13 protein-coding genes are annotated in these 13,166 nt (G+C 75.7%); 4 read left to right on the top strand and 9 right to left on the bottom strand.

The annotated features are described in order from the left end of the window. Positions 1–20: 20 nt before the first annotated feature. On the bottom strand, positions 21–1,535 hold the full coding sequence (locus GCU56_RS01995; RefSeq protein WP_163479841.1) for an amidohydrolase: 1,515 nt from the start codon (positions 1,533–1,535) through the stop codon (positions 21–23). Next, positions 1,532–2,557 carry an L-erythro-3,5-diaminohexanoate dehydrogenase gene (locus GCU56_RS01990; protein ID WP_163479840.1) on the bottom strand — a complete coding sequence of 342 codons (1,026 nt, stop codon included), beginning with the start codon at positions 2,555–2,557 and terminating at the stop codon, positions 1,532–1,534. Before GCU56_RS01990 ends, GCU56_RS01995 begins: the two co-directional genes overlap by 4 nt. A gap of 103 nt (positions 2,558–2,660) precedes the next feature. Here GCU56_RS01990 and GCU56_RS01985 point away from each other — a divergent pair, with 103 nt between their 5' ends. Then, the gene (locus GCU56_RS01985) at positions 2,661–4,061 is read left to right on the top strand and encodes a lysine 2,3-aminomutase (protein WP_163479839.1); all 1,401 of its coding nucleotides are present in this window, start codon (positions 2,661–2,663) and stop codon (positions 4,059–4,061) included. 43 nt (positions 4,062–4,104) lie between these two features. Then, complete coding sequence (locus tag GCU56_RS01980; protein ID WP_163479838.1) at positions 4,105–4,635, top strand: GNAT family N-acetyltransferase; 531 nt, start codon at positions 4,105–4,107, stop codon at positions 4,633–4,635. Between the two features lie 11 nt (positions 4,636–4,646). On the opposite strand, the gene GCU56_RS01975 is transcribed toward GCU56_RS01980, so the two are convergent. Together GCU56_RS01975 and GCU56_RS01970 are read right to left on the bottom strand one after the other, a co-directional pair. Further along, a complete protein-coding gene (locus GCU56_RS01975) occupies positions 4,647–5,519 on the bottom strand; it encodes a lysophospholipid acyltransferase family protein (RefSeq protein ID WP_163479837.1) in 873 nt (290 codons plus the stop codon). Positions 5,520–5,629: 110 nt separating this feature from the next. Beyond that, positions 5,630–6,796 carry a carboxylate-amine ligase gene (locus GCU56_RS01970; RefSeq protein WP_345771582.1) on the bottom strand — a complete coding sequence of 389 codons (1,167 nt, stop codon included), beginning with the start codon at positions 6,794–6,796 and terminating at the stop codon, positions 5,630–5,632. A 246-nt stretch (positions 6,797–7,042) separates the two neighbouring features. Here GCU56_RS01970 and GCU56_RS01965 point away from each other — a divergent pair, with 246 nt between their 5' ends. Next, complete coding sequence (locus tag GCU56_RS01965; RefSeq protein WP_163479835.1) at positions 7,043–7,888, top strand: hypothetical protein; 846 nt, start codon at positions 7,043–7,045, stop codon at positions 7,886–7,888. A gap of 22 nt (positions 7,889–7,910) precedes the next feature. On the opposite strand, the gene GCU56_RS01960 is transcribed toward GCU56_RS01965, so the two are convergent. From GCU56_RS01960 to GCU56_RS01945, 4 genes are all read right to left on the bottom strand, one after another. Beyond that, on the bottom strand, positions 7,911–9,020 hold the full coding sequence (locus GCU56_RS01960; RefSeq protein WP_163479834.1) for an Rv2578c family radical SAM protein: 1,110 nt from the start codon (positions 9,018–9,020) through the stop codon (positions 7,911–7,913). A 122-nt stretch (positions 9,021–9,142) separates the two neighbouring features. Next, entirely contained in the window at positions 9,143–9,706 is a 564-nt protein-coding gene (locus tag GCU56_RS01955; protein WP_163479833.1) for a dihydrofolate reductase family protein, read from the bottom strand. Between the two features lie 107 nt (positions 9,707–9,813). Further along, on the bottom strand, positions 9,814–10,299 hold the full coding sequence (locus GCU56_RS01950; RefSeq protein WP_345771581.1) for an Lrp/AsnC family transcriptional regulator: 486 nt from the start codon (positions 10,297–10,299) through the stop codon (positions 9,814–9,816). Further along, positions 10,274–11,419 carry a M24 family metallopeptidase gene (locus tag GCU56_RS01945; protein WP_345771580.1) on the bottom strand — a complete coding sequence of 382 codons (1,146 nt, stop codon included), beginning with the start codon at positions 11,417–11,419 and terminating at the stop codon, positions 10,274–10,276. Before GCU56_RS01945 ends, GCU56_RS01950 begins: the two co-directional genes overlap by 26 nt. A gap of 66 nt (positions 11,420–11,485) precedes the next feature. On the opposite strand from GCU56_RS01945, the gene GCU56_RS01940 reads away from it, so the two are divergent. Then, on the top strand, positions 11,486–12,406 hold the full coding sequence (locus tag GCU56_RS01940) for a 5'-3' exonuclease (RefSeq protein ID WP_163479990.1): 921 nt from the start codon (positions 11,486–11,488) through the stop codon (positions 12,404–12,406). A 52-nt stretch (positions 12,407–12,458) separates the two neighbouring features. Here GCU56_RS01940 and GCU56_RS01935 read toward each other — a convergent pair whose 3' ends face one another. Further along, on the bottom strand, positions 12,459–13,142 hold the full coding sequence (locus GCU56_RS01935) for a DUF4333 domain-containing protein (protein WP_163479832.1): 684 nt from the start codon (positions 13,140–13,142) through the stop codon (positions 12,459–12,461). Positions 13,143–13,166 lie beyond the last annotated feature (24 nt).

The raw sequence follows: 13,166 nt of genomic DNA, 5'->3' as shown, positions 1-13,166 counted from the left end.
ACCTTCCACGGTTAGTCCCGTCATGTCGGGTCCTCCAGGGGTTCGCCGGCGACGAGCAGCAACCGGCAGGTGGGGCGGCCGCGGGCGGCGAGGACGGCGGACAGCGTGTCGGTGGTCGCCCACAGCGCCAGGTCGGCCGGCGCACCCACCGCCAGCGGCCCGGCGGCGTGCTCGGCCCGGGCGGCGTGCCAGCCGCCGTGGGTGGCCGCGTCGAAGGCGTCGAAGGGCCGCAGTCCGGACGACGGCGTGTGGTGGTCGACCGCGGCGTGCACCCCGCCCCACGGGTCCATGGCGGTGACCGGGGCGTCGCTGCCCAGCGCCAGGGCGACCCCGCCGTCGGACAGGTCGGCGAACGGGTTGGTGGCCAGGGCCCGCTCCCGGCCGAGGCGGTCGACGTACATGCCCGCCTCGCCACCCCACGCGGCGTCGAACGCCGGTTGCACGCTGGCCACCATCGCCCAGTCCCGCATGCGCGCGACGGCGTCGGGCCCGGCCATCTCCACGTGCTCCAGGCGGTGCCGGCAGGCGCGGACGGCGGCGGCGCCCAGCTCGCCGACCACCGTGCCGACCGCGCTGAGCACCTGGTCGACCGCGGCGTCACCGATGCAGTGGAAACCGGCCTGCACCCCGGCCAGCGTGCAGGCGCGCACGTGCTCGACCAGCGACGCCGTCTCGAACCGCAGCGCGCCCGCGGTGTCGGGCCGGTCGGCGTACGGGGCGCTCAGGGCCGCGGTGTGCGAGCCGAACGCGCCGTCGCAGAACAGGTCTCCCCCGGCGCCGGCCAGGCCGAGCCGGCGGACGACGTCCAGGCCGCCGCGCTCGGCCAGCTCACCCCAGTAGCCGAGCACCCGTGGGCCCGGTCCCTCCGCGGCGAGGGAGAGCAGGCCCGCCAGGTCCTCGGCGCTGGACACCTCGGGGCCGGCCATCTCGTGCACCGTGCCGATGCCCAGGGCCGTGGCGGCGGCGAGCGTGGCCTGCTGGGCGGCCCGGCGCTGGCCGGCGTCCACGGCGCCGTAGGCCGCCTGCCGCGCCGCGTGGTGGGCGTCCAGCCGCAGCTGCCCGTCAGGGTCGTAGCCGGGCAGGCCGGCGATGGCGGGCACCCGGTCGAGCAGCGCGGTGGAGACCGCCGCGGAGTGGACGTCCACCCGCGCGAGGTAGGCCGGCCGGTCCCCGACCACGGCGTCCAGGTCGTGCCGGGTCAGCCCGCGCCCCTCCGGCCAGCCGGTCTCGTCCCAGCCGGTGCCCAGCACGATGCCGGTGGGCGTGGCGGTGGCGTGCGCGACGACGGACTCGACCGCGTCCCGGAGGCTCACGCTCGAGTGGAGGTCGAGGCCCGCCAGGGCCAGTCCGGTGGCCGTGGCGTGCACGTGGGCGTCGACGAACGCCGGCGTGAGCAGCGCCCCCCCGCCCTCGACCACGCGGGCGGCCGGTGGCGCGTCGGCGGCCGCGCCGATCCAGCCGATCCGTCCGTCGGCGACGTGGACGGCGCGCCCCGGGCGGTCCCCCACGGTCACGTCGCGGACCAGCAGCGTCATGCCGCGACGCGGGGGTCGATGAGCGCGCGCACCCCGGGGGTGGCGCGGTACAGGTCCAGGGCCAGGGCGGCGTGCCCCGGCGTGTAGCCGTTCCCGATCAGCATCGTCACGTCCGCCGCCATCCCCTCCGCGCCCAGCGCCGCCGCGGAGAACGACGTCGCCATCGAGAAGAAGACCACGGTGCCCCCGGCGGACGTGGCCAGGACCGCGCCGTGCTCGGCGCCGGGCGCGTCGACGCAGACGACCGTCACCTCGGCGGGGGCGCCGACGACCGCGGCGACGGCCAGGGGGTCCGTCGCGTCGGCGACGAGCACCCGGTCGGCCAGGCCGGTCGCGCTGAGCGCCACGGCCTCCCGGTCGTCACGCACCAGGCCGGTGAGGTGCGTGCTCCCCGCTGCGCGGGCGGCGGCCAGGCTCAGGCACCCCGACTTGCCCGCCGCCCCGAGGACGACGACGGACCGGGCACCGGTCCGCTCGACCACCCGCGCGGTCGCCGCCGGAGCGCCGCAGACGTCGAGGAGGGCGAGGGAGACCGCGTCGGGGAGGTCGTCGGGCAGCACGGCGGCGATGGAGCGGGCGAACAGGATCGCCGTCCCCCGCGCCGGGACCTGCTCGCTGCGGCCGTCCCAGCCGGCCAGTCCATCGGTGATCGCCAGCGGCGTGAGGGTGAGCGACACCAGGGTGGCGACGCGCTGGCCGACCGCCAGTCCGAGCGGCGACCGCGGGCCGACGGCGTCGACGACGCCGATGAGCATGCCACCGGAGCCGGTGACCGCGTTCTGCATCTTGCCGCGGGCCCGCACCGTCTCCAGCACGGCTGCACGCACCGCTGACCCGTCGCCTCCGCAGGCCTCCGACAGCTGGCGGAAGGAGGCGGCATCGAGGTTCAGCCGCTGTAACGCCAGGCGCACCTCGTCGGACCCGATCGCCGGGTCGGCGTCCAGTCGCCAGGCCGCCTGCGGCAGGACGCCGGATGGCTCGAGCACCCGGTGTACGCCCAGTGCCCGGCCCACGTCAGACATCCCGCTCCCCGTCCATCGCGGGACAATCTAGCGTGAAAGCGCGCTCACGCAGGAGATCCTGCCGTACCGTCCTCCGGACGGCGGAGATCAGGAGGCGGGACCCGTGCTGGAACAGCCCTACGACTACACCGCGCGAGAGCTCGTCGAGCCCGACTGGCGGCGGCTGCCCGGTTTCGCCGACGTCACCGCGGACGAGTGGCGCAGCGCCCAGTGGCAACGCGCGCACTGCGTCAAGAACCTGCGGCAGCTGCGCGGGGTGTACGGCGACACGCTCGACGAGTCCTTCTACGCCGACGTGCAGGCCGACCAGTCGGGCCGGGCGACGATGTCGCTGCTGCTGCCGCCCCAGATGCTCAACACGATGGTGCCCGACGCGGTTCCGACCGCCGCGGCGATGCTCGCCGACCCGGTGCGCCGCTACATGCTCCCGGCCGCCTCCGACCGGCTGCCCGGCGCGGCGGCCAGCCACCCCTACGCCGCTCGGGACTCGCTGCACGAGCACGAGATGTGGGCCGTGGAGGGGCTGACCCACCGCTATCCCACCAAGGTGCTGGCCGAGCTGCTCTCGACCTGCCCGCAGTACTGCGGTCACTGCACCCGGATGGACCTGGTGGGCAACTCGACGCCCGCCGTCGCCAAGCTGAGGTTCGAGCTCAAGCCGGTCGACCGGCAGGCCGCGATGCTCGCGTACCTGCGGGCCACGCCAGGGGTGCGGGACGTCGTCGTCTCCGGCGGGGACGTCGCCAACCTGCCCTTCGCGAGCCTCGAGGCGTTCGTCGGCGGGCTGCTGGAGATCGAGTCGGTGCGCGACATCCGGCTGGCGTCCAAGGCGCTCATGGGCCTCCCCCAGCACTGGCTCCAGGACGACGTGGTCGCGGGCCTGGGCCGGCTGGCCGCCACGGCGCGTGCGCGCGGGGTCTCCCTGGCCGTGCACACCCACGTCAACGCGGCGCAGTCGGTCACCCCACTGGTCGCCGAGGCCGCACGCACGGTGCTGGCCGCCGGGGTGCGCGACGTCCGCAACCAGGGCGTGTTGCTGCGCGGGGTGAACGCGACCGCGCCGGCGCTGCTCGACCTGTGCTTCGCGCTGCTCGACGGCGCCGGCATCACGCCCTACTACTTCTACATGTGCGACATGGTGCCCAGCGCCGAGCACTGGCGGGTGTCACTCGCGCAGGCGCAGACGCTGCAGCACGACATCATGGGTTACCTGCCCGGCTTCGCGACGCCACGGATCGTCTGCGACGTGCCCTACGTCGGCAAGCGCTGGGTGCACCAGGTGGCCGAGTACGACCGCGAGCGCGGCATCAGCTACTGGACGAAGAACTACCGGACCGGCATCGAGGTCGGCGACGAGGCCGCGCTCGACCGCCGGTACACCTACTACGACCCGATCGCCACGCTGCCTCCCGGTGGCCGGGCGTGGTGGCGGGACCGGGGCGTGGACCCGGTGGCCGCCGACCGGGCGGCCGGGGCGTCGCGCCTGGCCTCGCTGGTGGACTGAGGCCGGGTGGCCGCTGCGTCCGCGCAGCGGTAGGCAGGACGCCGTGACGGCCGCCGACGGGGTCCTGGGCACCGGGCGGCTGCGGCTGCGCCCGTGGACCACCCGCCGGGACGACCTGAGCCGGTTGACCGACCTCTACGGCCGCGACGAGGTCACCCGCTGGCTCGGGGGCCCGCCCTCGGTGACGCCGGTGGAGCTGGTGGCCCGCTGGGCGGGGGTCTGCGCGGGCGAGGGACCGTTCGGCGTCTGGGCGGTGGAGGTGGCGGGAGTGGCCACCGTGGCCGGCACGGTGCTGCTGAAGCCGCTGCCCGGTGGCGTCGGCGAGGTGGAGGTCGGCTGGCACCTGCACCCGGACTGCTGGGGGCGCGGCTACGCGACCGAGGCCGCGCGGGCGGTGATCGACCGGGGTTTCGCCGCCGGACTGCCCGAGGTCTACGCCGTGGTCCGGCCGGGCAACGTGGCCTCGGCGGCGGTCTGCACCCGGCTGGGGATGCAGCCGCTGGGCCGGATGCGGCGGTGGTACGACGTCGAGCTGGACGCCTTCCGGCTCATGGCCCCGGTCGTCGTGGACTGACGGCGGGCCGTTCAGCGGTTGCGGCGCCGGTGGGCCAGCAGCGCCCGGACGCGGGCCACCGGATGGGGGCGGGGCAGCTTCTGCTTGGTGCCGCGGACGTCGTGGTGGTCGAGCGCGACGGCCTCCTCCGGCGTCGGGGCCGAGCCGCCCAGGTGGGCGGGCAGCCACCAGCGGTCCTGGTCGTCGGCGGGCCGGTCGGGGTAGCTGCGCTGGGCCTCGTCGACCAGGGCCTCCATCGCCGCCCGGATGCGCCGGAGCAGCTGCTGCGTCTTCTCCCCGGGCTCGGGGACGAGCGGCTCGCCGAGGACGACGGTGATCGGCACCCCGCGGCGGAGGTCGACCGGGTGGCCCTTGGTGGCGATCCGCTGCCCGCCCCACACCGCCGCCGGGATGACCGGCACCTGGGCGTCGACGGCCATCCGGGCCGCCCCGGCCTTGAGGTCCTTGACCATGAAGCTGCTGCTGATGGTGGCCTCGGGGAAGACGCCGACGACGTGCCCGTCCTGCAGCGCGCGGACCGAGTGCTCGAACGCCGCCGCGCCGGCCGTCCGGTCGACCGGGATGTGCTGCATCGCGCGCATGAAGGGCCCGGAGAACCGGTGGGCGAAGACCGAGGCCTTGGCCATGAAGCGGACCAGCCGGCGCTGCGGCAGCGCGGCCAGGCCGAGGAAGGTGAAGTCCAGGTAGCTGACGTGGTTGCTGCAGATGATCGCGCCGCCGGTCGCCGGGAGGTGCTCGGCGCCGCGGACGTCGAAGCGCAGGCGCAGCAGCCGGAACACGACCAGGGCCGCCCGGATGATGAACCGGTAGGGCCGGTCCCGCGGATCGGGACGCCGTCCGAACAGGTCGCGCCGGACGACGTCACGCCAGGTGGCGGTGTACATGGGCCGGACCCTAACGGTCGGCTCCGGCCGCCGTCCCGAGGCGCCGGGCAGGCCCCGGGTCGCTGCTCCGGGGCGGCGGTCGGGCCGGACTCGCCGGACCCGCGCCGCCGTCAGGACTGGGTCAGCTCCACGGCGGCCCGGACGACCGCGGTCAGGTCACCGGTCTCCCGGTGCACCCGCCGCTGGAGGTCGGCACCGGTGCCGCGGGCCAGGACGGCGGCGACGCCGTCCCGCACGCGGTGCGCGTCGCCGGCGGCGTCCAGGGCCGGGCCGACGTGAGCGAGCAGGGCCGCCACGACGTCGGCGGCCGGTTCGGGCCGGCCGGTGGCCGGGTGCACGAGGTCCGCGGTCAGCCCGGACCGGCCGGCCCGCCAGGAGGCGACGCGGACGACCTCACTGCGGACGGCCGGTGCCGGCGTGCCGGCACGCCACTCCCCTGCCGCGGTGTCCACCAGAGCACGGACCAGGCCGGCCAGGGTGACCGCGTCCTCGGCGCGCAGCGCGACGTCGGCGACCCGGATCTCCACGGTGGGCCAGCGCTCGGACAGCCGGGCGTCGAAGTAGATCATCCCGGTGTCGACGATCGTCTCGCTCGCGACCAGGTCGGCGATCAGCCGGTGGTAGTCCGCCGCGTCGGCGAACAGCTCGTTCGGGCCGGCCGACGGCCAGCGGTTCCACGCCTGGGAGCGGAAGCTGGCGTGCCCGCTGTCGCGGCCGAGCCAGAACGGCGAGTTGCTGGTGAGCGCCGTGAGCACGGGCAACCAGGTCCGGATGCGGTTGAGCACGCCGACGCCCTCCTCGTCGTCGGCGACCGAGACGTGCACGTGGCAGCCGCAGGTCAGCTGCTCGAGGGAGGTGAGCTGGAAGGTCTCGGCCATCTGCTCGTAGCGCTCGCCGGGGGTCGTCACCGGCTCGACCTCGACGGGTGAGCTGGCCAGCGCGGCCACCCGGGCGCCGACGGCCCGCGCGGCGGCGTCGGCCCGCCGCCGCCAGTGCCGCAGGGCGTCGTCCACCTCGGCGAGGTCGGCGCACACCCGGGTGGCGTACTCCAGTTGCTGGGCCTTGAGCTCGGGCACCAGCTGCCCCCGCGGGTCGCCGTCGTCGATGCCCCTGCGTGCGGCATCATCGGGCGGCTGCTGGTCGGCCCGGTCGTGCTCGGCCACCGTCTCGCCCTCTCCGCGCCGGGAGGCGACCTCCAGCGCCGCAGGCCCGAGAGGGACGGGCCGACCGGCGGGGTCGACGACGAGCAGTTCTTCCTCCACGCCCACGGTCCGCACCGGGTCATGGTCAGCAACGGGGGCGGTCGCCGCGCGCCGAGTTCCACGCCCGCGCATGCGTTCGTCCGTTATGACCAACAGCACCGCTGTGAAGATCCGTACGGTCCCGCTGGTCCCGTACCCCTGGCCGACGAGCCCGCGCCTCCCGAGATCGCTGCCTCGGCGCCGAAGGCGCCGCCGGGTACGACGGCGCCGCACGATCGACCGTAAGTCGCGATTTGTTGGGGATAACGGTAGTATCACGTCATGACGGGTGGATGGCAGTCACCGCTGCCGGCGATGCCGGCTCCTCCCCCGGCGCGCGCCTGGCGCCGGTTGCGCGCTCCGGAGGGCTACGAGCCGCAGTGGCGCCGGCTGGCCGAGGCGGCGCTGGAGCTGGGGCTCGGCCCGGATGACCTGGCCGACGAGGGCCTGGACCCGATCGCCGCTGCGCGCGGATGGAAACCGGCCACCGTCGCCCTCTACAGCAAGGTCGCCCGCTACGGCGGAGTGGCCCTGCCGGGGGTCCGCACCCCCGAGCCCGCTCCCCCGCACCTGGAGCTCCGGCCGCTGACCGAGATCCGCAACGGGGATCCCGAGCACCTGCGAACGGTCGCCTGGTGCGCGCTCGCGCTGAACTGGCCCGCCACGGTCGGGCAGTTCCGCGCCCTCCGGCGCGACCAGGTCCGCACCACGGCGAGACGCCTGCTGGTCCGCACCGACGACGGCGAGTGGTCGGTACCCGGCGCCCTGACGGCCTGGCACGCGTGGGAGGCGACCCGGTCGCGCTTCCCAGCCCTCGCCGCCAGCCCGTGGGTGCTCCCGGCCCTGCGCCGCGGCCCGGGGCCGGCGTCGGCGGTCGGGGGGCAGCTGTCCACCCAGGCCCTGCAGGTCACCTTCGCCAAACACGCCGTCCGTACCGCGCACCACCTGCGGCTGACCGCCCCGGCGCGCCGTCGCGACGCCGCCGAGGCGCTGGCCATCGCCTACCTGACGCTGTCCTACGACTCCTTCCGCCGGCTCGCGCTGGCCGCCGGCGCTCCCGCCGTGGGCCCCCGGGGGGCGGTCCGCGCACTCCGGGCCGTGGCCCGGTCCTCCCGGCTGCCCGGCTGACCCGCCACCGGGTCACCGCGGATCAGAGCAGCGCCAGCTGCTCGGGCTCGGCCGGCCGGTGCGGAGCCGTTCCGGCGGGCGGGTCCCCCGCCGGCGGTGCCGCCCGGGGTGGGTCCGGGAGGCTGCCCGCGGGGAAGTCGGCGTCCTGGTCACCGGGGACGCCGCGGGCCGCGCCGCCGGCCTGCCGGTCCAGCCCGTGCCGCGCCAGCAACGGAGCCACCCGCCCGGCCAGCCAGCTCCGGTACTCGGCCGGCACGGAGGCACCCCGGCGGTAGAGCTGCTGGTAGCGCGGTACCAGCTGCGGGTGCTCGCGCGCCAGCCAGGCCGAGAACCACTCGCGGGCGCCGGGACGCAGGTGCAGCGGCACCACGGTGACGCCGGTGGCGCCGGCCCCGGCGATCGCGGCGATGGTGGCGTCGAGGTCGGCGAGCCGGTCGGTCAGCCCCGGGAGGACCGGTGCCAGGAAGACCCCGCAGGGCAGACCCGCGTCGGTGATCGCCCGCACGAGGTCCAACCGGGCGCGCGGCGTCGGCACGCCCGGCTCGAGCGCGGCGTGCAGCTCGTCGTCCCAGATGGCCATGGACACGCCCAAGCCGACCGGCACGTCCCGCGCGGCGGCGGCCAGCAGGGGGAGGTCGCGGCGCAGCAGCGTCCCCTTCGTGAGGACCGACAGCGGCGTGCCCGACCCGGCCAGGGCCGAGATGACGCCGGGCATCAGCCGGTACCGGCCCTCCGCCCGTTGATAGGGGTCGGTGTTGGTGCCCAGCGCCACGTGCTCCCGACGCCAGGACGGCCGCGCCAGCTCCCGGCGCAGCACCTCGACGAGGTTGGTCTTGACCACCACCTGGGTGTCGAAGTCCCGGCCGGTGTCCAGCTCCAGCCACTGGTGGCTGCCGCGGGCGTAGCAGTACACACAGGCATGCGAGCAGCCCCGATACGGGTTGATCGTCCACCGGAACGGCATCGGCGAGTCCGCGGGGACCTCGTTGAGCGCGCTCCTGCTGCGCACCTCGTGGAAGGTCAGCCCCCGGAACTCCGGCACCTGCACGCTGCGCAGGAGCCCGCGCATGGACGGCATGCCCGGCAGGGTCGCCGCCTCCTCGGCATCCAGCCGCTGCGCGTCCCACCTCATGCCATCATCCGAACACACGTTCGAACAGCTGTCCACAGGGGATGGACGTGGTCGACGCCGAGGACCCCGGAAGCGAGATTCCTCGGGCGGCCCGGAGCGCGCCCCGATCCGACGTCGGGCGCTCAGTGCCTGGTCTGGTACCTGGTCAGGAGGACGCCGTCGGGGAACGGCCGGGTCTCCACCAGGCTCAGGTCCACCCAGTTGTCCAGGGCCGTGAAGAACGGCGTGCCGCCGCCCACCAGGACCGGTGCGGTCACCAGCACGTACTCGTCGATCAGCCCGGCCCGCATCGCCGCCGCCGCGAGGGTGGCGCCGACGACGTCCATGGGTCCGCCGTCCTCGGTCTTGAGCCGGGTGATCTCGGGAACCGCGTCGCCCGTGACCAGGCGGGTGTTCCCGTCGACCGCGCCGATCGTGGAGGAGAACACCACCTTCGGCATGTCCCGCCAGCGGCGGGCGTACTCGATCTGCGCCGGTGTGGCGCCGGGCTGCTGGTCGGCGGTCGGCCAGTGGGAACTCATCCCCTCCCACACTCTGCGCCCGTAGAGCGCCAGGCCGGTCGCCCCCACCCGGTCGGACCACCACTGGAACAGCTCGTCACTCGGCACGCTCCAGCCGAGGTCGTCGCCGGGCGCGGCGACGTAGCCGTCCAGGCTCACGTTCATGGCAAAGGTCAGTGTCCGCACGGTGTCAGCCTCCGGTGAGTCGGTGTCCGGCGTGGAGACCTCGCGCGGCGCGGAGGATCATCGGTCAGGCTCCGTGACCCATGACGTCCGGGCAGGCCGCCGGCGGGCTAGATCGGCGGCCGGTCCTCGTAGGAGGTGGACAGGACCACCGTCGTCCGCGTCGTGACGTTGGCCGCGGCGCGGATCTTCTGGAGCAGCACCTCGAGGGCGTCCGGTGAGGACACCCGGACCTTGAGGATGTAGCTCTCCACCCCCGCCACCGAGTGGCACGCCTCGATCTCGGGCAGGTGGGCCAGCCGGGCGGGCGCGTCGTCGGGCTGGGCCACGTCGATCGGGGTGATGGAGACGAAGGCCGTCAGCCCCAGTCCGAGCGCCGCGGCGTCGATCGTGGCGTGGTAACCGGTGATCAGCCCGCGCTGCTCCAGCCGCCGCACCCGCTGGTGCACCGCGGACACCGACAGGCCCACCCGCTCGGCCAGCTCGGTGTAGCTGGCCCGGCCGTCGCGGGCGAGGGCGGCCAGCAGCGCACGGTCGACGTCGGCGGACACCGGGGGCGTCGCGCCCCCCTCAGCCGGCGAGGACGACGAGGTCACGGGGACCGTCGTTGAGGGTCGTGACGCCGTCCTCCGTGCAGACGACGATGTCCTCGATGCGCGCGCCGCAGCGGCCCGGCAGGTAGATGCCCGGCTCCACGGAGAACGCCATCCCCGGCGTCAGCGGCAACTCGTTGCCGGCCACGATGTAGGGCGCCTCGTGGGTGTCGAGCCCGATGCCGTGCCCGGTGCGGTGGATGAAGTACTCCCCCCAGCCGGCGCCGGCGATCACCTCGCGGGCCGCCGCGTCGATGCTCTCGGCGGGGACTCCCGGGCGGACCGCGGCGGTCGCGGCCCGCTGCGCCTCCTGCAGCACCCCGTACCACTCGCCGACCTCGGCGCCCGGAGCGCGGCCGACCGCGTAGGTGCGGGTGCAGTCGGAGCGGTAGCCGGTGGCGGTCTCCCCGCCGATGTCGACGACGACCAGGTCCCCGTCGGCGACCACCCGGCCGGACAGCTCGTGGTGCGGGCTGGCCCCGTTGGGTCCGGACCCGACGATGGTGAAGTCCACGCCGACGTGGCCCTCGGCGAGGATGGCGGCGGCGATGTCGGCACCCACCTCGGCCTCGGTGCGCCCCACCCGCAGCCACTCCCCCATCCGGGCGTGCACCCGGTCGATGGCGGCACCGGCCGCCGCGAGCTCGGCCACCTCGGCCGGTGTCTTGACCATCCGCAGCCGGTCGAGCACCGGCGCGGCCAGCTCCAGCGCCGACCCCGGCAGCGCCCGCTGCACGCCGAGCGCGTGCTCGGCCCAGGTGCGCGACCCCACGGCCACCCGGGCGGGCGCGGACCCCAGCCGGGCGGTGGCGGTCCGGGCGACGAGGGCGAAGGGGTCGTCGGTCTCGTCCCAGGCCAGCACCTCCAGCCCGAGCTCCCCCGCCGGGCTGGCGGTCACCATGGGCGCCTCCAGCCGGGGGACGACGAGGAACGGCTCGGCCCGCCGCGGCACCACGAGGGCGGTCAGCCGCTCCATCGCGTGGGCCGAGTAGCCGCACAGGTGCCGCAGGTCGGAGCCGGGTGTCACCACCAGCACGTCGATGCCGAGCTCCGCGGCCACCTCCCGCGCGGCGTACACGCGGTCGATGGTCACCAGCGGACCGGGCGGGGGGGAGGGAGGCACGCAGCGCAGACTATCCACGCTCCCCCGCACCCCACCCGGCCGTTACCGTCCCGGGCTGTGACGACCATGCTGCTCGACGCCGCCAGCCTCTACTTCCGGGCCTTCTACGGGGTGCCGACCAGCGTCACCTCCCCCGACGGCCGCCCGGTCAACGCCATCCGCGGCTTCCTGGACATGACCGCACGCCTGGTCACCACGCACGGCCCGGAGCGGTTCGTGGCCTGCTGGGACGACGACTGGCGGCCGGCCTTCCGCGTCGAGGCGCTGCCGTCCTACAAGGCGCACCGGCTGGCCCCGGACGGCGGCGAGGAGATCGTCCCCGACGAGTTGTCGCCACAGGTGCCGGTGCTGGCCGAGGTGCTCGCCGCGGCCGGCATCGCGCGCGTCGGCGCGCCCGGGTACGAGGCCGATGACGTCATCGGCACCCTGGCCACCCGCGACGAGGGGCCGGTCGACGTGGTCACCGGCGACCGCGACCTGTTCCAGCTGGTGGACGACGCGCGGGGGGTGCGGGTGCTGTACACCGCCCGCGGCATCACCGACCTCGAGCTGGTCGACGAGGCGGCGGTGACGGCGAAGTACGGCATCCCGGGGCGGGCCTACGCCGACTTCGCCGTCCTCCGCGGCGACCCCAGCGACGGCCTGCCCGGCGTGGCGGGCATCGGCGCGAAGACGGCCGCCGCCCTCATCTGCGAGTTCGGCGACCTCGCCGGGATCCGGGCGGCCGCGGCGCGCACCGTCGTCCCGAAGCCGCCGCTGACCGCCGCCGTCCTCAAGCGGCTGCACGAGGGCGCGGCCTACCTCGACGCGGCCCCGGTCGTGGTCGCCGTGGCGCGCGACATCGACCTGCCGCCGCTGCACGACACCCTGCCCTCACGTCCGGCCGACCCCGACGCGCTGGCGTCGCTGGCCGCCGCGCACGGGCTGGAGTCGTCGGTGGCGCGCCTGGGCGCCGCCCTCGGCTGGCCGGCCGACGCCCGGACGTGAGCGCGGCCCCCGCAGCGTCCCGCCGCGAGCGACGGGGTGCAGGGGGCCTTCCTCAGATCTCCTCCCAGGTGTACTCGGCCAGGACGACGTTGGTGATCCGGATCTCCAGGGTGACGTCCTCGCCGTCGGCCGTGGTGCCCGTGCACTGGTAGACGGCGCCGGACTCCACCGTCATCGTCGCCGGGCACTCGAGGTCGATCCCCACGCCCGCCCGCTCCTCGAACTGGACCGCGACGTCGCGCTCGACGGCCGACCGGTCCAGGACGGTGTCGCCCATGACCCGGGCGAGCACCACCGCGAGGGCGAGCAGCACCGCGAGGACGAGCAGGCCGAGGTACAGCCGCAGCCGCGAGTTCCGGGGAGCCGTCGCGCCTCCGAAGGGCGGCTGGCCGGGGTCGTAGCCGGGTGGCCCGCCGTAGGGCGGCTGCCCGTACTGCGGCGGCCCGTACGGCCCGGGCTGTCCGTACTGCGGGCCCGGCGGCCCGTAGGGCCCGGGCTGACCGTAGGGCCCGGGCTGACCGTGGGGCCCGGGCTGACCGTGGGAGCCCGGTGGGCCGTACTGGCCGGGCGGGCCGTACGGAGGGCCCGGCGGCCCGTACGGACCGGGCGGCGGCCGGCCGTACGGTGGCGGGCCGCCGTAGCCCCCGGCCGGCGGACCGTACGGCCCGGGCTGGCCGTAGGGGCCGGGTGGCCCGGAGGGGCCCGGCTGGTCGCCACCCTGCGGCGGGTTGGTCATCGTCGCTCCCGGTCGGACTGCTCG

It is taken from the genome of Geodermatophilus sabuli (assembly GCF_010686765.1).
GTDB classification, from domain to species: domain Bacteria; phylum Actinomycetota; class Actinomycetes; order Mycobacteriales; family Geodermatophilaceae; genus Geodermatophilus; species Geodermatophilus sabuli_A.
This window is presented reverse-complemented; position numbering and strand designations above follow the sequence as displayed.

Coding starts and splice junctions, on each gene's coding strand:
- GCU56_RS01990 (WP_163479840.1), bottom strand. CDS start 2,557: ATGTCTGACGTGGGCCGGGCACTGGGCGTACACCGGGTGCTCGAGCCA.
- GCU56_RS01960 (WP_163479834.1), bottom strand. CDS start 9,020: ATGAGGTGGGACGCGCAGCGGCTGGATGCCGAGGAGGCGGCGACCCTG.
- GCU56_RS01975 (WP_163479837.1), bottom strand. CDS start 5,519: ATGTACACCGCCACCTGGCGTGACGTCGTCCGGCGCGACCTGTTCGGA.
- GCU56_RS01995 (WP_163479841.1), bottom strand. CDS start 1,535: ATGACGCTGCTGGTCCGCGACGTGACCGTGGGGGACCGCCCGGGGCGC.
- GCU56_RS01965 (WP_163479835.1), top strand. CDS start 7,043: ATGACGGGTGGATGGCAGTCACCGCTGCCGGCGATGCCGGCTCCTCCC.
- GCU56_RS01940 (WP_163479990.1), top strand. CDS start 11,486: ATGCTGCTCGACGCCGCCAGCCTCTACTTCCGGGCCTTCTACGGGGTG.
- GCU56_RS01935 (WP_163479832.1), bottom strand. CDS start 13,142: ATGACCAACCCGCCGCAGGGTGGCGACCAGCCGGGCCCCTCCGGGCCA.